Source organism: Acinetobacter schindleri (assembly GCF_010918895.1).
Taxonomy (GTDB): Bacteria; Pseudomonadota; Gammaproteobacteria; order Pseudomonadales; family Moraxellaceae; genus Acinetobacter; species Acinetobacter schindleri.
The window spans coordinates 687,586-707,609 of record NZ_CP044483.1 but is presented as its reverse complement, the minus strand read 5'-3'; the positions used below and the strand labels follow the sequence as shown (position 1 = coordinate 707,609).

Sequence of the window (20,024 nt, the reverse complement as noted above, 5' to 3'; positions counted from 1 at the left end):
GAATTACACTCCTACCGCGACTGAAACAGGCTCTGCAAGAGATACCGTCGGTGCTAAACCAATTGGGTAACCAATATAACCTGTAGGTAAATATTCAATCACTTGTACAGGAAGAACGATTGAAGTCTCACCTGCTTTCACAGTGATCTTCTGACCGTCTTGCAAGTTCAAGCGTGTAGCATCCTGTTCGCCCACTGCAAATACTGCATCCGGAATACGTGATTCCATTGCCGGTGTTTTGATTGTGAATTCGCCAGAGGCAAAGATGTGATGCATCGGTACCAGACGGAAGCTTTCAGCGTTCACAAGCACAGGTGCTGGTGCAACAAAAGTACGCGCTGGACGTTTTGGTAACAGGTCAAACAGACGGATACCAGAATCACCACCTTTCAGATGACCACCCACTTTATCCTGGAATTTGTTCCAGGCTTGTGGAGAGTTCCAGCCCGCTGACCATGCAAATGGCACAAGTGGAGATGGAGTCTGGTCACCCACATAACCTTCCATAGAGAATGTTAATGCAGTGTCTTGGTCAGTCGGCTGTTTTGGCTCGTGTACAGAAAGCGGTGCACGCATTGCAGTACGGCCAGAATAACGACGTGGTTCACGTGCAACTTTCAGACCATGAACACGGAAGCCCGCGTCTGGAGCAACGTCTTGAATCGCTTCAAGTGCAGGAACATTTTTCGCTACTGCATCAATCACGTCATCAAGTACAGTCCAGGAAATTGGCTGACCTTTCACACCAGTTTCAATGGCATGCAACCAGCGCCAAGATTCTTTGATGGCCAGTTCAGGATTGTAATAGCTTGGGTCATACACTTGATAGAAACGTTGTGCACGGCCTTCTTGAGAAACAACCGTACCATCACCTTCAGCAAACGATGCAGCAGAAAGTACGATATTGGCTTTCTTCACTGTCTCAGTTTCAGAATGATCAAGCACGATCACTTCTTTACCTGCCAGTGCAGCATCTACCTGAGCGGTTGGTAAACGACGGTAAAGGTCGTTTTCAACAATCACCACAGTGTCGTAATCTTGAGCGAATGCTTGTTCAAGACTGTGACCACCGAAGATTGCCAGACCCATCGAGTTCACTTCAGGAACAGTCAAAGTCAGACCTGCATTACCAAGGTTCTGTGCAACCTGTGCAGCAGCTTCCATGATCGCAGCGTCTTGCAAGCTAGTACCAGAAACAATCAGTGGTTTCTTCGCAGCTTTCAGCGTATCTGCAATCGTTTGTGCAAATGCTTTGGCATCGTCCTCTAAACCCAGGATGCTTTCGCCCTTCACACCTGCTGCAATCGCAAAACCTAAACGCGCGATGTCGTTTGGAGATGCAACTACTTCACCTGTTGCTACGTCAGCTAGACGTGTTTGTGTTGCTGCCAAAATGTAAATCGGAGATTTTGCATCTTGCGCAATACGTTGAACAGGCTCAGCCAGCCAGTCTGGTGTACGGCGTTCTGCCGCCATTTCTTTACCTTTGTTCTTCGCAGCTTGGCGAACAGATAAAGCCATGCGTGGCGCAGTTTGAGTCAGATCTTCACCCAGAATCAGAACAGCATCGTAGCTTTCGATTTCACGCATGTTCGGGTTATAAACCCCCTCGGTTTGCATGATTGAAGCAGCCAGTTCAACTAGGTTCTGCTCTTTTTGAGACATACCCGTTGAGTAGTTGTCCTGACCAACTAACTCGCGTAATGCATAGTTGGTTTCAAGTGACGCACGTGGAGAGCCGATACCCAGAACTTTTTTGCCTTGGATATTTGCAATCACAGTATCCAGTGCAGTATCAACTGAAATAGTTTCTACGTTGTTACCTGTACGGAACTGTGGCTGACGTGGACGATCTTCACGGTTTACGTAACCTGTACCGAAACGACCTTTGTCGCACAGGAAGTACTGGTTAACATCACCATTGAAACGGTTTTCTACACGACGCAATTCACCATAACGCTCACCCGGAGAGATGTTACAACCTGAAGAACAGCCATGACATACGCTAGGCGCATACTGCATGTCCCATTTACGGTTATAGCGTGCTGAGTGAGTCTTATCGGTGAATACACCAGTCGGACATACTTCAGTCAGGTTACCCGAGAATTCAGATTCCAAAGTGCCTGATTCTGGACGGCCGAAATACACACGTGATGCATTGGCATATACGCCAAAGTCAGTACCGCCAGCATAATCTTTGTAGTAACGCACACAACGGTAACATGCGATACAACGGTTCATCTCGTGCGCAATAAACGAACCAAGTTCCTGGTTGTAATGCGTACGCTTAGTGAAACGGTAGCGACGACGGTCATGCTGTGTCATTACTGTCATATCTTGCAGGTGACAGTGACCACCCTCTTCACAGACTGGACAGTCGTGCGGGTGGTTGGTCATCAAGAATTCAACAATCGAAGCACGAAAATCTTTTGCTTCTTTGTCTTCAATCGAGATATAGGTATTGTCAGACGCAGGCGTCATACATGACATGACCAAACGGCCACGCGTATCTTCTGGATTCGCGTATTGGGTCACAGCACATTGACGGCAAGAGCCGACAGAACCTAAGGATGGATGCCAACAAAAGTATGGGATGTCGATGCCCAGACTCAAACATGCTTGTAGCAAGTTCTCTGAGCCGTTGACTTCATACGATTTTCCATCGACATGAATTGTAGCCATAGTCGAATTCCTTAAGCTTGTTCTACGTTGCTAGTTTGAGCTGCGGCATTCACCACTTTTGCTTCAAACTCGCCACGGAAATGTTTGAGTGCGCCCATTAACGGTTCCATCGCACCTGGTGCGTGAGCACAGAAAGTTTTACCAATCCAAAGCTTACGGGTAAGCTCTTGTAAGTGATCGATATCTTCTTTCTTACCTGTACCATCTTCTAGTGCTTTAAGCGCTTTCACCGCCCAAGGCAAACCATCACGGCAAGGTGTACAGAAACCACAAGATTCACGCGCAAAGAATTCTTCTAGGTTACGTGTTGCTGAAACCATACATTGAGTTTCATCAACCACCATGAGCAAACACGTACCCAGACGTGAACCTGCTTTCATGATGCTTTCCGCATCCATAGGAAGGTCAATATGTTCAGCTGCCAGGAAGTCAGTGGATGCGCCACCTGGTAACCAAGCTTTCAGTTTCAGGCCATCACGCATACCGCCGGCATGATCTTCAATCACTTCACGTGCAGTGGTACCGAATGGAAGTTCCCAAAGACCAGGGAATTTAACTTTACCTGATGCACCGTAGATTTTTGTGCCTGGATCTTTCGATTTACCCGCAGATAAGCCGATGTACCATTCAGGACCACGCAGCATGATTGCTGGCAAGTTGTTGTAAGTCTCTACGTTGTTGACAATCGTAGGGCGACCCCAAGCACCTGCGACCTGCGGGAATGGTGGTTTAGTACGCGGATTGGCACGGCGACCTTCAAGCGAGTTAATCAATGCGGTTTCTTCACCACAGATATAACGACCCGCACCAGTATGCACGTGTAATTCGAAGCTCCAGCCTGAATCCAAGATGTTGTCACCCAGGTAACCTTTGGCACGAACTTGCTCAAGTGCTTCATTTAAGTACTGAGCAGCTTCGATGTATTCACCACGGATAAAGATATAACCATGGGTTGCTTCAAGCGTATAACCTGCAATCAACATACCTTCGATCAACTGGTGTGGAAGGTCTTCCATCAACAGGCGGTCTTTAAAGGTACCTGGTTCCATCTCATCGGCATTACAAATCAGGTAACGAGGACCTGAATTGTCATTTGGCGCCATCAAAGACCACTTGATACCTGCCGGGAAGCCTGCACCACCGCGACCTTTTACGGTTGCAGCTTTTACGACTTCAAGTACTTCTTTCGGTGTCATAGACAGGGCTTTTTTAAAGCCTGCATAACCTTCTAAAGCTTCGTAGTCATCAACATTACGAACATTAGCTTGTTTGCTCAAACGCCAGGTCAGTGGATGCGTTTCTGGATTACCGTCGCCATAAATTGGTTTTGGTTCAGTATTCATACATACTTCTCCAATAACTGTTTAATTGAGGTCACTTCAACCAGACCATGAGTATCTTCATCAATCATCAGGGTTGGACCTTTGTCACAGTTACCTAAGCAGCAGATTGGTAGCAAAGTAAAACGACCATCAGCGGTTGTTTGACCAAACGAAATCCCCAATTCACGCTGGAAAGCTTCTGCTAAAGTTTCCGCACCCATCAAGAAGCACGCAATAGAGTCACATAACAGGATCACATGACGGCCTACCGGCTGACGGTAAATACGGTTATAGAAAGTCGCAACACCTTCAAGGTCTGCAAGGCTCATACTCAGCATCTGCGCGATGGCATTCATCTGTGCATCGTCTACCCAGCCATTGCGACGCTGTACACACTTCAGCGCATCTAGGCACGCTGCACGTGGGTATGGATAGTGACCAATGTGATGTTCAATCTCGTGGATTTCTTCTGTAGTCAAAATCCCTTCAACATTCACACGTGGCTTTTTATCAGTCAAAATCATCATAAAGCGTTTACCCCTTAGCGATCCACGTCAGCCATTACGACGTCAATTGTCGCTAAATAAATGATTAAGTCAGACATCAGACTGCCGTTAATCACGGAAGGCATTTGCTGCAAGTGGGTGAAGGTCGGTGTACGGATACGGGTACGGTAACTCATGGTTGACTTGTCTGAAGTCAAGTAGTAGTTCGATGCACCTTTTACCACTTCCGCCATTACAGATGCTTCACCTGCAGGCATTACAGGACCCCATGACACGCTCAGGAAGTGCGTAATCAAGGTTTCAATATCTTGTAAAGTCTTGTCTTTTGGTGGTGGAACAGCTAGTGGGTGATCCGCTTTGTATGCACCAGACGGCATATTGTCCAGACATTGCTTGATGATTTTCAGCGATTGTTCAATTTCACGATAGTGAACGATCACACGTGCATATGCATCGCCTTCGTACTCCACCGGCACTTCGAAATCGTAGTTTTCATAACCACTGTATGGACGGTATTTACGTACGTCAAAGTCGATACCTGTTGCACGTAAACCGGTACCTGTTACGCCCCAAGCCAATGCAGATTTTGCATCGTATTGCGCCACGTTACGGGTACGGCCTTCAAATACTGAGTTTTTCAGTGCTGCAGTGTGGTATTCCTTCAAACGTTTTGGCATCCAATCCAGGATTTCACGGATCAAGTGCTGCCAGTTGTTTGGAAGGTCATGTGCAGTGCCGCCGATACGGAACCATGCTGGATGCATACGGTAACCAGTGATCGCTTCAATCGCGTCATAGATCTTTTGACGGTCGGCGAACATATAGAATACTGGCGTCATACCACCGGCATCCTGAATCGCAGTACCGATATACAGCAAGTGGTTATTGATACGGAATAGTTCCGACATCATGACACGGATACATTGCGCACGCTCAGGCACGGTAATGCCGGCCATTTGCTCTACACCCATCACGTATGGCATGTTTTGCGCACAACCACCAAGGTAGTCGACACGGTCTGTATACGGAATGAATGAATGCCAGGTTTGACGTTCAGCCATCTTTTCCACACCACGGTGGTGATAGCCGATATCTGGTACGCAGTCTTTAATTTCTTCACCGTCCATCTGCAAAATCACACGGAATGCACCATGCGCAGACGGGTGGTTAGGACCTAGGTTCAGGAACATGAAGTCTTCGTCAGCTGTGCCGCGTTTCATGCCCCAGTCCTCAGGAACGAAACGAAGATGTTCCTGTTCGTAGTCCTGCTTCGCCTGATTCTGACGGTACGGGGTATATTCAGTCGCACGTGCAGAATATTCTTTACGAAGTGGATGACCTTCCCAGTAAGTTGGCAACAGGATACGACGGAGCATTGGATGCCCTTCGAAGTTGATGCCAAACATATCGTAGGCTTCACGTTCGTACCAGTTGGCATTTGGCCAGATGTTGGTTGCAGTCGGGATATTGAGATCGCTCTCACTCAATGCAACTTTAATACGGATGTCCGTATTACGCTCTAGCGACAAGAGGTGATAGAACACGGTGAAGTCAGAGGCAGGTAAACCGTCGCGGTGCGTACGCAGACGCTCATCTACCGCTGACAGGTCGAACAACATCACGTATGGACGTGACACTGTACGCAAGAACATTAAAACGTCTTGTACACGTGCGCGCTCAACCCAAACCGTCGGGAAATCCTCGAAAGTTGTTTGCACATAGAAGTTCTCACCAAACTTGGTTTTGAGCTCTTCTACAATTGCAAATGCAGGGCGGGAATCAACAGATGTTGATTCTGGCATAGCAATGTCAGTTTCAGCCATTGGCTTGGCTTCCTATTTAATACAAATTCAGTCAACCTAAACGACAACTACACCCAAGTCGGGTGCATAAAGAAATTTGTCGCTTAAATTATTTAATTTCATCCATTGAGCGCAGATTTTTCACAGCAATACGCTGATCTTTCTTACGGTCACGTTCTGGCATCATCTTTGGCTTATACACTGGCTGAAGATCATCACCAATCACCGCAGAAAGCGGACGACGCTCAAGTTGAATCTGGTCTTGCAATAGCATGAGTGCTTGAATCAATGCTTCAGGACGTGGCGGGCAACCTGGAATGTACACATCCACCGGAATAATTTTATCCACGCCTTGTACAACTGAATAAATGTCGTACATACCACCTGAGTTGGCACATGCACCCATTGAAATAACCCATTTCGGTTCAAGCATCTGTTCATACAGACGTTGAATCACCGGAGCCATTTTCACGAAGCAGGTACCTGCAACAATCATCAAATCCGCCTGACGCGGTGAAGCACGAATAACTTCGGCACCGAAACGTGACAAGTCATGCACGCCGGTTAAGGTCGTTGCATACTCTACGTAGCAGCAAGATGTACCAAAGTTGAACGGCCAAACTGAGTTCTTACGACCCCAGTTTACTGCAGTGTGCAGCACATCTTCTAAGCGAGTCATGAATACATTTTTATTCACTTCTTCTTGTAGTAACGGATCGTCGACAACAATACGTTCCTGAAGTGGATATTGATCAGCATCCGGATTCGCACGGGTTAGAGTGTATTTCATCCCGGGTTACTCCTTATCAGATAATGGAGCCGGTGAACCTTTCACACGACCAGATGATTGAGCTGGAATTTGACCAGTCGGGTCTATAACCAATTCTTCAATTGAGTTGAAGCGAGTGATTTCTGCGATATCCATGTTTGGCGAACCAATCTTAGTTTTAACTCCTGTCGCCTTACGTTTGTCTGAAGGTGCCCAGTTAAGTGCGCCGGTGGATAATTCGTAAATCAAACCGACAAGTAAAACTAAAATAAAGATAGCTGCAGTTGCAAAACCAATCCAACCCACTTCACGAACAGAAACTGCCCATGCATATAGATAAAGTGCTTCTAAATCGAATACGACGAAGAAGATTGCAACTAAATAGAATTTTGCAGACAAGCGGATACGAGCTCCACCTGCGCTGACTACGCCTGACTCAAACTGCTCCTGCTTGGCACGGCCCCATGATTTACCCCCGAGGAGTAATGGGACAGTGAGCATAAAGACGCATAAAAATGTAACGCCGATCACGAAGGCAATAATTGCCCATTCGTATGGAGTAATGGCACTCATGCGGGGATAACTCCTGGCAGGCCTATGTATTAACAAAGAATGTATGTATTGGCCTTCAAATACACCAAACACAAAATTAATCCCGCCAATTGTACCTGATTTTGGATTTCACTTGCTAGCTTATAAGCCTTAGTCTTTTGGATGATTTTTTAGACGAATACCCGATTTTTCTAGGTTCTATCGCCCATGTTGCGAAATAATCGCTTTAATAAATCAAAAACAATAAATTCATTATTTTTTCCAAAATCAGTTTAATTGTTTTAATGGCTGATTCTACTGAAACATAATTACTGCCTGTGAATTGTGTACTTTTTGCAACCACTTGCCTCTGCAACTTCATCCCTTTATCACTTTGTGTTATTCCTATAAACAGCATAAAAATGAACAAGAAGGATTGAATATATGAGTTTAAAGTTTACCCATAAACCTGATTATTTTCTCTATGCCCAGCTGTTTGTTCGACATCTTGAAAACTATATTGTGAAGCATCCTGAGGAAAACACTCCTAATTTCAACTTGCAGGATATTTATGATCTGTTTGGCAAGGATTTTGCTTCTGCCTCGACAAATTTAGAAGGCATTTTAAATATTGCTGATGAATATCGTGTGGAAACTCTGCATGGCGACCAAAAACTGATTCAAGGCTATAGCATCGATGGAAAGTACAATAACCTTCTGGTGAATCTGAATTCGGAAGCGGCCAAAAGTTTACGCGAAGGCAAACCGATCATTGAGCCCGATGCTGAAATCCATGAATAAAGTAAATTATAAAACCTGAGTGCTTTCATTAATTAGCCTCAATAAAAAAACGATGCAGATGCATCGTTTTTTTTAATCTATAGACACCTTTCTATAAGGAATCCAGGTCTTCTTTATGCTCTTCAACAGCCTTAAAGCGGGATTTCTTCTTATAACGTTGAGCTGGCCAGCTCATGGTAAAGCGTGCACCACCCAGCTTAGGACTTTGATCTACTTCAACCTTGCCACCAAACCAGAAGGCGATCCGGCTAACAATCGACAAACCCAGGCCATAACCACCAGATGCACGGGTACGGCTGTCATCCAGACGCGAGAAGGCTTCAAAGACGCGAGCACGATCTTCTTCCGGAATCCCCGCACCATCATCTTCTACACAGATATAAGCCTGTTGATTGGCATCAATACCACCGCTAATCATGATTCTTTCATCACAATAGCGCACAGCATTCCCCACCAGATTTTGTACCACACGATGCAGATAACGACGCTCGGCCTCAACCTCGATATCCATCGGCACCTGATGCAGCTCGACCTTCTTGCCAGTTTTTAGCGCTTCAGTTTCAGCCACAACCTGATCCAGCACTTCATGCAGATTAATCTTCTCGAAATCAAGGGAAGGTGTACCCTGCTCCAGTTTGGCATAGGTCATGATCTCATCAATCAGCTTGTTCAAGGCCTCGATGTCTTTATCGATCTGTTCCATCTGTTGCAGACGATATTCATAGTCATCTTCATCTGCCAGCATTTCCATGGCAAAACGGATCCGTGCAACAGGTGTCCGCAGTTCATGTGAAACTGCTCGCATCAACTCACGCTGGGCCTCGATCAAACGCTGAATATGATCCGACATGGCATTATAGCTGGATGCCAGTAATGCCATTTCATCCTTACCATCTATCGCCAGTCGTACCGACATGTTACCGGACTTCATCTTGTTCAGGGCATAGCTAACTTCACGCAGCTTACGTTGCATCGGCACCAGCAAACCATATACCCCCAGACTCAGCACAAACATACTTAGCAAGGTAATCCCGGCTGCCAACTGGAATGGCATCCAATTAAACAAAGGCACAGGCCCCATCACCAATACTTCGGACACAGAGCTTGGAATTGGTGAAACAATTGAAATGGTAGTACCGCGAATCGTGGCACTATCACGATAGAGAATAATGCTGTGATCTAGACGTAGACGACCAATCTGCTCTGAATCGAGCGGCAGACTTTGCACATCCTGAATACTGATTGGATAAGAAAAATACTTCTGGATCTTTTCCAGATATTCTTTTTCCTGACCTGGGTAATAAACCAGATAGTCCAGAATAAATACCGGCAGCGCCTTCATCTGGCGCTCGGTAATATTGTCTGCCTTTATATATAGAAAATGCTTTGGATCATCACGCAATCCAATGACCACATAAGCCACTGAGGTTTGTGCATCCCAACGCACTACCGCCTTACGGTCTTCAATACGACGTTTCTCTGCACGGGTCAGATCAACTTTTTCAGCTTCTACATAATAGATCGGAAGCTCCAGCAAATCTGAAGCATCCGAAATCCAGTCCAGTTTCTGCTGCATATTCGGCTGGCGTGCCACCCCTTCACTCATGATATAGGCCATACCATCAGTCAAGGACTCACGATATACCTGCGCCCGCTGGTAGTTAATAATCTGCACCAACAGATAGCCGAACAGGGTCACCAGGAGTACCAGAATGACAAGTCCTGCATAAATACGCAAAAATATATTGTGTTTGAACACTTATAAGCTTTCCCGCTTATTCAGCTTAGGAATGACATGTATTTACATGCCATTGGTTTCCTTAACGAACAGATAACCTTTACTACGAACTGTTTTAATACGTTTAGGGTTTTCTGGATCGTCCCCAATTTTCGGACGGATGCGCGAAATACGAACATCAATTGAACGGTCCTGGCCATCATATTCAATGCCACGAAGACGTTCAAAAATATCTTCACGCGAAAGAATACGGCCTGCATTTGATGCAAGCAACCACAACAGATCATATTCTGCACTGGTAAAGTCTACCAATTCACCATTCAAGGTCACAGAACGGCCACCATTGTCGATCACAAGATCGTCAAATTCAATACGTTGAGCCACTTCATCTTCAGGTACTTTATCAGTACGACGCAACAAGGCACGAATACGCGCCAATAGCACACGCGGCTGAACCGGTTTAGCGACATAGTCGTCCGCACCCATTTCCAGACCCAACACCTGATCCATATCTTCAGTACGTGCAGTCAGCATCAAAATCGGTTGATGATAATGTGGACGAACTTCACGACAGATGGTCAAGCCATCCGCACCTGGCAACATAACATCTAAAACCACCATGTCTGGCTGCTCGGCGATAATGCGGCGAATCGCACGATTACCGTCGGGCTCTACCCCTACCTCAAGTCCGTTACGAATAAGATATTCTTGAGTTAAACGAGCAAGACGCTCATCATCTTCAACGATTAGAATTTTGGGTAACTTTTCTTCTTGGCTCATATATTGTGCACCTTTATTCGATGGACGTATCCTTTTGAAATCTGATAGATACGGTGGATATAGCAAGCAATATACACACGTTTACATTGTAAACAAGATAGCGTTCACCAAACTGATACATCAAAGTAGCATTTTGTAATATTTTTTTGCAGATATTTCTGTTAGCGACATTTTTTATACAAAACATTGAACAAATCTAGGCTAGGCAACCGTCTATCTGAATAAAAAATACCCCTCAATTTGCTCAAAAAGAGTTATCCACAATGTTATCTATAAGGACTTCTTGCCAGCTTTGTTATGCTATGCCTTGCCGAATAAGGCTTGCACCAAGATGATAAAAAAAAGGATTTTTTTAATAAAGTTTCTCAGGTTGTTTCACTAAAATATTTATTAAAATGTCAATATTGATCTACCCTAAATTTTCCCGTATCTTGTGTTCAATTAATTTTTAAACCACTAGGTATTGTGTTTATTCCTCAAACACTGTGGCATAAAAATTGCCCAGTTCAAACGGTCCATAAACATAAAAATAGATGACAATGGAGCTATGCTAAAATGAGCGTAATTACTTCAACTCCTGGTCAACTTCAGGTGATTAAACGCACCGGTGATGTTGCCACTTTTGATGCAGAAAAAATTTCTGTCGCAATTGGTAAGGCTTTTTTGGCTGTTGAAGGCCAACAAAGTGCTGACTCAAGCCGTATCCACGATCGTATTGAGCAGCTGACGGAAATGGTCATGAACACTTTCAAACGTCGCTTGCCTTCTGGTGGGACGATTCACATTGAAGAAATCCAGGATCAGGTTGAACTTGCGCTTATGCGTACCGGCGAACAGAAAGTTGCGCGTGCCTATGTCATCTATCGCGAACAACGTTCTGACGCTCGTAAGCAGCTAGGTGCCAACCATCACCCTACCCTGCAAGTCACTGATGCAGCGGGCAAGCTCAAACCACTTGACCTGAGCCAGCTGACTGAAACTGTTGCTAAAGCTGCTGAAGGCCTTGAAGGAATCGACGTTCAGGCAATTGTCGATGAGACCGTAAAAAACCTGTATAACGGCGTAAAAGAGTCAGACATCTCTACAACCATGATGATGGCGACCCGTACCCGTATCGAACAAGAACCAAACTATACTTATGTCACTGCACGTTTATTGCGTGATGACCTGGTGGCAACTGGTTTAAAATTCCTGGGTCTATCTACAGAAACCAATGAAGGCGATGCACTGGAAACTTACCTGAAAAAAGGGATTGAGCTAGAACTTCTTTCACCTGAACTTCTTAACTTTGACCTGACTAAATTGGCTGCAGCGATTCAACCAGAACGCTCTAACCAGTTTACTTATCTAGGTCTGCAAACATTATTTGACCGTTATTTCATCCACTCGGATGGCGTACGTTTTGAATTGCCGCAATTATTCTTTATGCGTGTTTCAATGGGTCTAGCCCTGAACGAAGAAAACCGTGAAGAGCGTGCAATCGAGTTCTATAACCTGTTATCTAGTTTCGACTACATGGCATCTACGCCAACCCTGTTTAACTCAGGTACGCTTCGTCCACAGTTGTCTAGCTGCTACTTGACCACCATTGATGATGACCTGTTTGACATCTATGGCGCGATGCGTGATAACGCAATGCTGTCTAAATGGGCGGGCGGTTTAGGGAATGACTGGACACCAGTTCGTGCCTTGAACTCATACATCAAAGGCACAAATGGTAAATCACAAGGTGTGGTTCCGTTCCTGAAAGTGGCGAACGATACTGCTGTTGCAGTGAACCAGGGTGGCAAGCGTAAAGGTGCAGTTTGTGCGTACCTAGAAACCTGGCACCTAGACATCGAAGAATTCCTGGAACTGCGTAAGAACACGGGTGATGACCGTCGTCGTACCCACGACATGAACACAGCGAACTGGGTTCCTGACCTGTTCATGCAACGTGTCTTTGAAGATGCAGAGTGGACACTGTTCACCCCTTCTGAAACGCCTGATCTGCATGATTTGACTGGTGCTGAATTCGCTGAGCGTTATGCTTACTACGAAAGCATTGCCAAAGAAACAAACATGTTGCACAAGAAAATCCGTGCAAAAGATTTGTGGCGCAAAATGCTGTCGATGCTGTTTGAAACAGGTCACCCGTGGATCACATTCAAAGACGTATGTAACCTGCGTTCACCACAACAACACGTGGGTGTAGTTCACTCTTCTAACCTGTGTACAGAAATCACCCTGAACACTAGCAAAGAAGAAATTGCAGTATGTAATTTAGGTTCAATCAACCTGGTTCAACACGTTCAAGGTGGTGTACTAGACCGCGAAAAACTTGCTCGCACTGTTAAAACTGCAGTTCGTATGCTTGATAACGTGATTGACATCAACTACTACGCTGTTCCTCAAGCACGTAATTCAAACCTGAAACACCGTCCAGTCGGTATGGGTATCATGGGCTTCCAGGATGCGCTATACGAAATGAACCTGGCTTATGGTTCTGAAGCGGCGGTTGAATTTGCTGATGAATCGATGGAAGTGATTTCTTACTACGCGATTTCAACTTCAAGTGACCTTGCTGTTGAACGTGGTACATATGAAACATTCAAGGGTTCATTGTGGGATCAAGGTATTTTACCAATCGACTCGCTTGATCTGGTTGCGAAAACTCGTCCAGAACGCATGTTCGAAGTTGACCGCACTCAACGTCTGGACTGGGATACTTTACGTGCCAAAGTTCAAAAAGACGGTATGCGTAACTCAAACGTGATGGCGATTGCGCCAACTGCAACGATTTCAAACATCTGTGGTGTGTCTCAATCCATTGAGCCTACATTCCAGAACTTGTATGTGAAGTCGAACCTGTCTGGCGAATTCACCGTGATTAACCCGTACCTGGTACGTGCGTTAAAAGAACGTGGTCTTTGGGATGCAGTCATGGTCAACGACCTGAAACATTTCGAAGGTTCTGTGCAGAAGATTTCCCGTATTCCTGAAGAGCTAAAAGCGATCTTCGCGACTGCGTTTGAAGTTGAAACTCGCTGGATCGTAGATGCTGCATCACGTCGTCAAAAATGGATCGACCAAGCGCAGTCTCTTAACCTTTACATCGCTGGTGCAAACGGTAAGAAACTGGACATCACTTACAAGATGGCTTGGTTACGTGGTCTTAAGACCACTTATTACCTACGTGCATTGGGTGCAACGTCTGCTGAGAAATCGACGATTAACACTGGCGCACTAAATGCTGTTAAAGCGACTGCAACTGCAGCCCCTGTTGCGGCAGTCGCTCCAGCAGTTGAAGCGAAACCTGAAGTTCCTGCAGAGGAAGAAGGTTTTGCAAATGCAGCACCAGTACCAATGGCATGTTCAATTGACAATCCTGATTGTGAGGCTTGTCAGTAATCTGACAAGTTTTAAATCCTCCCCGGCCCTCCTTTAATAAAGGAGGGAGAAATTCCCCCTTTTATAAAGGGGGATTTAGGGGGATTAAAAATTTTGGATTAATTATTTAAATAGTTAATTCAACTCGAAGGTAAAGTAATTCCTACTACTAAACCCAAGAGACAAATTTTAGACATAAAAAAAGGGAATCTTCCTACAGATCCCCTTTCTAGTCTAAGAAGCGAGTTCTTCGACATATTGCTTCGCAAAAAGCAGGTGAATAATCGCCTGATCTCGCAATATCGTCAAGGACTTTTAAGTACAACTGTCCAACATATATGCGAGGTAAAGCAAAATGACAGTTTATTCTGTAAGTTATGACTTAAATAAAGCAGGTCAAAATTACAAAGATTTAATCGCTGAAATTAAAAGTTTCAATGGTTATTGCAAGGTAATGGATTCATATTGGTTCGTTTGCTCTAATGGTAATGCTTCTGCAGTATCAGAAAGACTTAAAAAACATATGGACAACAATGACTCTTTATTAGTCATGGAAACTTCAACCAATCGACAAGGTTGGTTAAATAAAGATATTTGGGACTGGCTGAAGCAGCATCAAACTAATTCAGCTTGATACCAATAAAAGGAAACCACCATGCCGCATATGACTCACAATTACCTGTTAGGACTTGTGGCACTGGTCGTTTCCTTTGTACTTACTTTTTATTTGCCAATTGCCTATTTCTGGTTAAAGGCTCATAAATCGCGCAAGCAAAATAAGTAGTGGGGATTTTTGCTCTTCCGTACAAAAGCAGAGCAGTCATCGACAAAACTTAATTTTGCTTACATAAATTGAGCGTATAGTAGGACATTTCAGCGAGGCTGAATGTCTAATAAAAGATATAAGCATCGAAGAGAGAACTGATATGTCTATCTTAAGTTGGGACGATTTCGAAGATGATTCGCAAAAACCAGCTGCACAAACACAGCAGCCTGCGCCCGTCGAGCCGCAAAAAGCGTCTAATTCACAGGTGGTACCTGATGCAAGCAACACATCGTCGGATGTGGCAGCTACACAATCCCTTAGAGCCACTCAAAACCGAGGATCAAATCCAACCGATTCGCTGGCAAGAGCATCTGCTTCCCTAGAGCAGCTTGATGTTGCTCCAGGCTTGGAAGAGCTTGAAATGGGCGCGCAACGTGTACAAGTTGACGACAAGGCAATGATTAACTGTCGGGCGGACTTGAACCAGCTTGTTCCATTCAAATACGAATGGGCTTGGCAGAAATATCTGGACGGTTGTGCCAACCACTGGATGCCGCAAGAAGTCAATATGAACCACGACATCGCGCTGTGGAAGTCTGAAAATGGCTTGACTGAAGATGAACGTACCATCGTGATGCGTTCACTTGGTTTCTTCTCGACTGCGGATTCACTGGTCGCAAACAATCTGGTATTGGCAATTTATCGTCACATTACCAACCCTGAATGCCGTCAGTACATCTTGCGTCAGGCATTTGAAGAAGCAATTCACACCCACGCTTATCAATACTGTATCGAATCTTTAGGTATGGATGAAGGTGAAGTCTTCAACATGTACCGCGAAGTACCGTCAGTTGCACGTAAAGCAGCATGGGGTCTGAAATATACGCAGTCTTTAAGTGATCCTACTTTCAAAACCGGTACACCTGAAAACGACCAGATTTTGCTTCGCAACCTGATCGCATTCTACTGTGTACTTGAAGGGATCTTCTTCTACTGCGGTTTCAGCCAGATCCTGTCGATGGGCCGTCGTAACAAGATGAATGGTGTTGCCGAGCAATTCCAGTACATCCTGCGTGATGAGTCAATGCACCTGAACTTCGGTATCGATATGATCAACCAGATCAAGATCGAAAATCCAGGTTTATGGACGACTGAGTTCCAGGAAGAAATCATTCAGATGATTCTTGAAGGTACAATGCTGGAAATTGAATACGCACGTGACACGATGCCACGCGGTGTATTGGGTATGAATGCTGGCATGATGGAAGAATACCTGAAGTTCATTGCGAACCGTCGTCTGGCGCAGTTAGGCTTACCTGAACAATTCGCTGGTGTAAATAACCCATTCCAGTGGATGTCAGAGATGATGGACTTGCGTAAAGAGAAGAATTTCTTCGAGACGCGCGTAACTGACTATCAGACTGGCGGTGCGTTAAGCTGGTAAGGCTTTTTTACATCACGCGACACATAAGTTATCATTGAGAAAACCGCCATTCATGGCGGTTTTTTATCAAGTCTCATATTAATTTTAAACAATTAAAACTTTATGGGTTTTGCAAAATCAATAACTACTTGGACATCTATTCTTGTTTTATCGGGACATTTTTTCCTGCTTTAGATTTAAATTAGATTACATAAAACCGTGGAACATTGGTTAATAAATAAGCATGGAACATGAGTAATCAATAAAAAGCCGTTCCAGTGGACTAAATCTAAGAATAGATTATAGTAAAATACTGATTTTTAATTAAAAAATTAAATAATTTCGTATAAGGTGTATTATGTTAATTTTAAGAAAACTAAAGAATTTTAAGGGATACTTATGGAATTTTTGATCTTTATTTTATTGATTGCTGTTTTAATTATTTTTCTTAAAATCAAGAAAAAGAAACCTAAGGTAAAAGACATTTCTAAAGTAATTCAATACACATCTAAGTTCACAAATCCTCAAAATCCAACAATTTCTTTTGATGACGTATTCTATTCAGATTTGGAAGAATATATTAATAGAAACACACAAGTACATATCCTAGAAAGAAAGCAAGACTCTGTAGTATTTACAGTTCAAATAGAAAATGTGAATTATAAGGTATTCGCAACAAAATTCATTTATAATCAACTTGTTATCGGTGTATCAATTATAAATTAAAGGTTGAATAATAATGATTTGGATAGTTGTAGTAGGCATCATTTTGTTTTTAATCATTTCTGCTTACTTTAAAAAACACAAAGAAGCCGATGAAAAAACTTTAAGACCTATGCCTGAATGGGCAATTATAGCTAATAGCTCTACACAAAATAATAGAGAGAGAATGTGCTATAGCCTAGTAATTCAAGCCGGTACTATTCTTGAAGGTCTAAATGTTATTCCTCTACGTAAGCTCAGAGATTTAATGCTTAAGCCAGGATTAAATAAGTCGAACTTTGTGCTATTAATTATGAGTACGGCTCCAAATATTATTCCAGAAAATCAACAATATACTTTAAAACAATGCTTTCATGAAAGACAAGCTAGAGTATATTTAGCGACTTGCATAGAAATGATTTTGCTCTATGGCAAACCTGATGATTTAGAAAATATATCGACTCAAGCCTGTGGTAGTCCTTTAAGTTGGAATTAAATATACAATTCAGCTTTTAATTTTAAAAAAATGAAATAGTAACTTGTTTCAAGTTTTACTGTTTTTAATACTTATGAGTGGTTGATTTTTGAAGACCTGTAAAGTACATAAAAAATCAACCATAGGTTATGTCTATGGTTCTAGTTCATAGTCTTCATAACCCTGACAAAGATTATCTAATGTGAAAGTTTCAAATCCTATTGTATTGCTCCCGAAAGCAGAGCTTTGTAATACCTGATCCTCTTCTGCTATAAAGAGTAAATAGTAATTTTTCGAATCTACCAAATAGCTTTTTATTTCTTCAGCATTTTTAAGTTCTGGACTTTTCAACTCCTTAGATTCAAGTATCTTATTTGCTGAATGAATGTAGCTTCGCATAGCCTTTCTTCTTTCACAGCTAAGCTCTTTCCAAATCTCCATATTTTCAGGTTTTACAGTAAGTGCTAGTATTTTTGAATCAAGACTTTGAATTTTTTCTTCTTTATAATTAATTTGGTCTCTATATGCTTCCACTATATCAAGAACATTCGCTTCAACTTTTACGTTTGGAATAATTCCTATACTTATAAGAGCTATCGTAAGTGCACATATATTTTTCATGTCAAATTTTTCTTAAAAAAACTATTTGTCATAGTAATAAAAGTAAAATTGTTAGTCATTAGTTGGGTAAAACATTTTCAAGTGGGTAAGGAAGCCATAATCAAACCATCTATCCATTTAACATAATGGCTGTTATACGAAATAAAAATGTTACTCACCATTCAAAATGTCTATATTCTCACCAATAAAAATGTCTAGTTTATGATGGTTTAAACATCATGGACTGGATATGAAATATAGATGCTGATCACTATGTCTGACAAAGAAATTCAACGTCTTGCTGTTCTGCAAGACGTTCGAGATCATCGTATTACACAAGTCCGTGCTGCTGAAATCCTTAATCTTTCAACCCGTCAAATTACCCGGTTATTACAGAAGCTCAATCAAGATGGTGTTTCAGGTATGGCGCATGCCAGCCGTGGTCAACCTGGCCATCGTCGCCATGATGATTTATTAAAATCAAAATGTCTTTCCATTATTTCCGAACATCTGCTGGGATTTGGACCTACCTTGGCCCATGAGAAGCTCAGCAGCATATTTGACCTGAATATCCCGGTAGAAACGCTTCGGCGCTGGATGACTGCAAATGACCTCTGGATTCCGCGATCCAAGCGCCTTAAACGTCCATATCAGCCACGTTATAACCGTGATTGCTTCGGTGAGCTGATCCAGATTGATGGCTCATATCATGACTGGTTCGAAGGACGCGCTGCTAAGTGCTGTTTATTGGTGTATATCGATGATGCCACTGGAAAGCTGTTGCATCTGCGCTTCTGTGAGGCAGAAACGACCTTCGACTATATGCTTTCAACCCGAGCCTACATTGAACAATACGGTAAGCCTCTGGCCTTTTATAGCGATAAACATTCGGTCTTCCGAGTGAACCAGAAATCGAGCCAGGACAGCAAGATCACGCAATTTGGCCGGATTCTGAATGAGTTAAACATTGATATTATCTTTGCCAACTCACCACAGGCTAAAGGTCGCGTAGAACGCGCGAATAGAACCCTTCAAGACCGTTTGATCAAGGAGATGCGTCTGGAAGGCATCAGTTCAATTGCCGAAGCCAATGCCTGGTTACCCTGCTTTATTGAGCATTTCAACCAGAAGTTCGCCAAGTGTGCGCGAAATTCAAAGAACTTACATCGTCCGCTAACAGAGTCTGATGCTGAGCTGGAGGATATATTCACCTGGCAGGAACCGCGTAAGGTCACGAAGAACCTCACCATCACCTATGACAAGTGTATTTATCTGCTTGAACCGACAGAGCTGAATCATAAGCTTGTTGGGCAATACATTTCATTTCTGGAGTACCCGGATGGCACTGTGGCGATCATGCATGAAGGACGGAAGATCAACTATAGTGTCTTCAATAAACTGGCTGGACTACAGCAGAATGAAGTGGTTGAGAATAAAAGATTAGGCTCGGTTCTGGCGCATATCCAGCAACAGCATGAAGAGTTGGAAAAACAAAATAAACGTTCCCGTCTCAAGAAAAGTATGCCGAGTCGTAAAGCTCAGAAAGCGGTTATTGAACAAAGAAATTTAAATCCTGTGCTTGACTCTTGCAGTTAAAAACAGGACATTTTAAATGGTTTATCGCATAGACATTTTAATTGGTGAATAACAAAAAATGTAAAATCCATTTAAAGCGTCCAAGTAAGATAAGAATCTCTGTTCACTTCTCCAAGAGATTTAATGTCCATTAAAAATGAATACGCAATCTAAACACCATTT

Annotated in this window: 16 protein-coding genes; 7 read left to right on the top strand and 9 right to left on the bottom strand. The window is 43.4% G+C overall.

Annotation, left to right across the window (positions count from 1 at the left end):
- Nucleotides 1-3: 3 nt before the first annotated feature.
- The 6 genes from nuoG to FSC11_RS03410 all read right to left on the bottom strand — a co-directional run bounded on the left by nuoG (nt 4) and on the right by FSC11_RS03410 (nt 7,654).
- Entirely contained in the window at nt 4-2,682 is a 2,679-nt protein-coding gene (gene nuoG / locus FSC11_RS03435) for an NADH-quinone oxidoreductase subunit NuoG (RefSeq protein WP_163165191.1), read from the bottom strand.
- A gap of 11 nt (nt 2,683-2,693) precedes the next feature.
- Nucleotides 2,694-4,025 carry an NADH-quinone oxidoreductase subunit NuoF gene (nuoF, locus tag FSC11_RS03430; RefSeq protein WP_163165189.1) on the bottom strand — a complete coding sequence of 444 codons (1,332 nt, stop codon included), beginning with the start codon at nt 4,023-4,025 and terminating at the stop codon, nt 2,694-2,696.
- Nucleotides 4,022-4,531, bottom strand: a complete 510-nt coding sequence (gene nuoE / locus FSC11_RS03425) for an NADH-quinone oxidoreductase subunit NuoE (protein ID WP_108619294.1) — start codon at nt 4,529-4,531, stop codon at nt 4,022-4,024. Before nuoE ends, nuoF begins: the two co-directional genes overlap by 4 nt.
- A 14-nt stretch (nt 4,532-4,545) precedes the next feature.
- Nucleotides 4,546-6,333, bottom strand: coding sequence for an NADH-quinone oxidoreductase subunit C/D (gene nuoC / locus FSC11_RS03420; RefSeq protein WP_004891702.1), 1,788 nt, complete (start codon nt 6,331-6,333; stop codon nt 4,546-4,548).
- A gap of 88 nt (nt 6,334-6,421) precedes the next feature.
- Nucleotides 6,422-7,102: a NuoB/complex I 20 kDa subunit family protein gene (locus FSC11_RS03415; RefSeq protein ID WP_004814676.1), complete on the bottom strand. Its 681-nt coding sequence runs from the start codon at nt 7,100-7,102 to the stop codon at nt 6,422-6,424.
- A gap of 6 nt (nt 7,103-7,108) precedes the next feature.
- Nucleotides 7,109-7,654, bottom strand: coding sequence for an NADH-quinone oxidoreductase subunit A (locus FSC11_RS03410; RefSeq protein ID WP_004814675.1), 546 nt, complete (start codon nt 7,652-7,654; stop codon nt 7,109-7,111).
- Nucleotides 7,655-8,056: 402 nt separating this feature from the next.
- Between FSC11_RS03410 and FSC11_RS03405 the strand changes: the two genes are divergently transcribed.
- Complete coding sequence (locus FSC11_RS03405) at nt 8,057-8,413, top strand: hypothetical protein (protein WP_163165188.1); 357 nt, start codon at nt 8,057-8,059, stop codon at nt 8,411-8,413.
- A 91-nt stretch (nt 8,414-8,504) separates the two neighbouring features.
- On the opposite strand, the gene bfmS is transcribed toward FSC11_RS03405, so the two are convergent.
- Both bfmS and bfmR read right to left on the bottom strand, forming a co-directional pair.
- Nucleotides 8,505-10,172: a sensor histidine kinase BfmS gene (gene bfmS, locus FSC11_RS03400; protein WP_163165186.1), complete on the bottom strand. Its 1,668-nt coding sequence runs from the start codon at nt 10,170-10,172 to the stop codon at nt 8,505-8,507.
- A gap of 42 nt (nt 10,173-10,214) precedes the next feature.
- Nucleotides 10,215-10,931: a response regulator transcription factor BfmR gene (gene bfmR, locus FSC11_RS03395; protein WP_004891693.1), complete on the bottom strand. Its 717-nt coding sequence runs from the start codon at nt 10,929-10,931 to the stop codon at nt 10,215-10,217.
- Between the two features lie 555 nt (nt 10,932-11,486).
- Between bfmR and FSC11_RS03390 the strand changes: the two genes are divergently transcribed.
- From FSC11_RS03390 to FSC11_RS03370, 5 genes are all read left to right on the top strand, one after another.
- The gene (locus FSC11_RS03390) at nt 11,487-14,321 is read left to right on the top strand and encodes a ribonucleoside-diphosphate reductase subunit alpha (protein ID WP_163165183.1); all 2,835 of its coding nucleotides are present in this window, start codon (nt 11,487-11,489) and stop codon (nt 14,319-14,321) included.
- 334 nt (nt 14,322-14,655) lie between these two features.
- Nucleotides 14,656-14,934, top strand: a complete 279-nt coding sequence (locus tag FSC11_RS03385; RefSeq protein WP_163165182.1) for a hypothetical protein — start codon at nt 14,656-14,658, stop codon at nt 14,932-14,934.
- A gap of 292 nt (nt 14,935-15,226) precedes the next feature.
- Nucleotides 15,227-16,510 carry a ribonucleotide-diphosphate reductase subunit beta gene (locus FSC11_RS03380; protein WP_163165180.1) on the top strand — a complete coding sequence of 428 codons (1,284 nt, stop codon included), beginning with the start codon at nt 15,227-15,229 and terminating at the stop codon, nt 16,508-16,510.
- Between the two features lie 378 nt (nt 16,511-16,888).
- Nucleotides 16,889-17,215, top strand: coding sequence for a hypothetical protein (locus tag FSC11_RS03375; RefSeq protein WP_163165178.1), 327 nt, complete (start codon nt 16,889-16,891; stop codon nt 17,213-17,215).
- Nucleotides 17,216-17,228: 13 nt separating this feature from the next.
- On the top strand, nt 17,229-17,687 hold the full coding sequence (locus tag FSC11_RS03370) for a hypothetical protein (protein WP_178896421.1): 459 nt from the start codon (nt 17,229-17,231) through the stop codon (nt 17,685-17,687).
- A gap of 132 nt (nt 17,688-17,819) precedes the next feature.
- Here FSC11_RS03370 and FSC11_RS03365 read toward each other — a convergent pair whose 3' ends face one another.
- The gene (locus tag FSC11_RS03365) at nt 17,820-18,287 is read right to left on the bottom strand and encodes a hypothetical protein (RefSeq protein WP_163165176.1); all 468 of its coding nucleotides are present in this window, start codon (nt 18,285-18,287) and stop codon (nt 17,820-17,822) included.
- A gap of 240 nt (nt 18,288-18,527) precedes the next feature.
- Here FSC11_RS03365 and FSC11_RS03360 point away from each other — a divergent pair, with 240 nt between their 5' ends.
- Nucleotides 18,528-19,862 carry an ISNCY family transposase gene (locus tag FSC11_RS03360; protein ID WP_015060273.1) on the top strand — a complete coding sequence of 445 codons (1,335 nt, stop codon included), beginning with the start codon at nt 18,528-18,530 and terminating at the stop codon, nt 19,860-19,862.
- Nucleotides 19,863-20,024 lie beyond the last annotated feature (162 nt).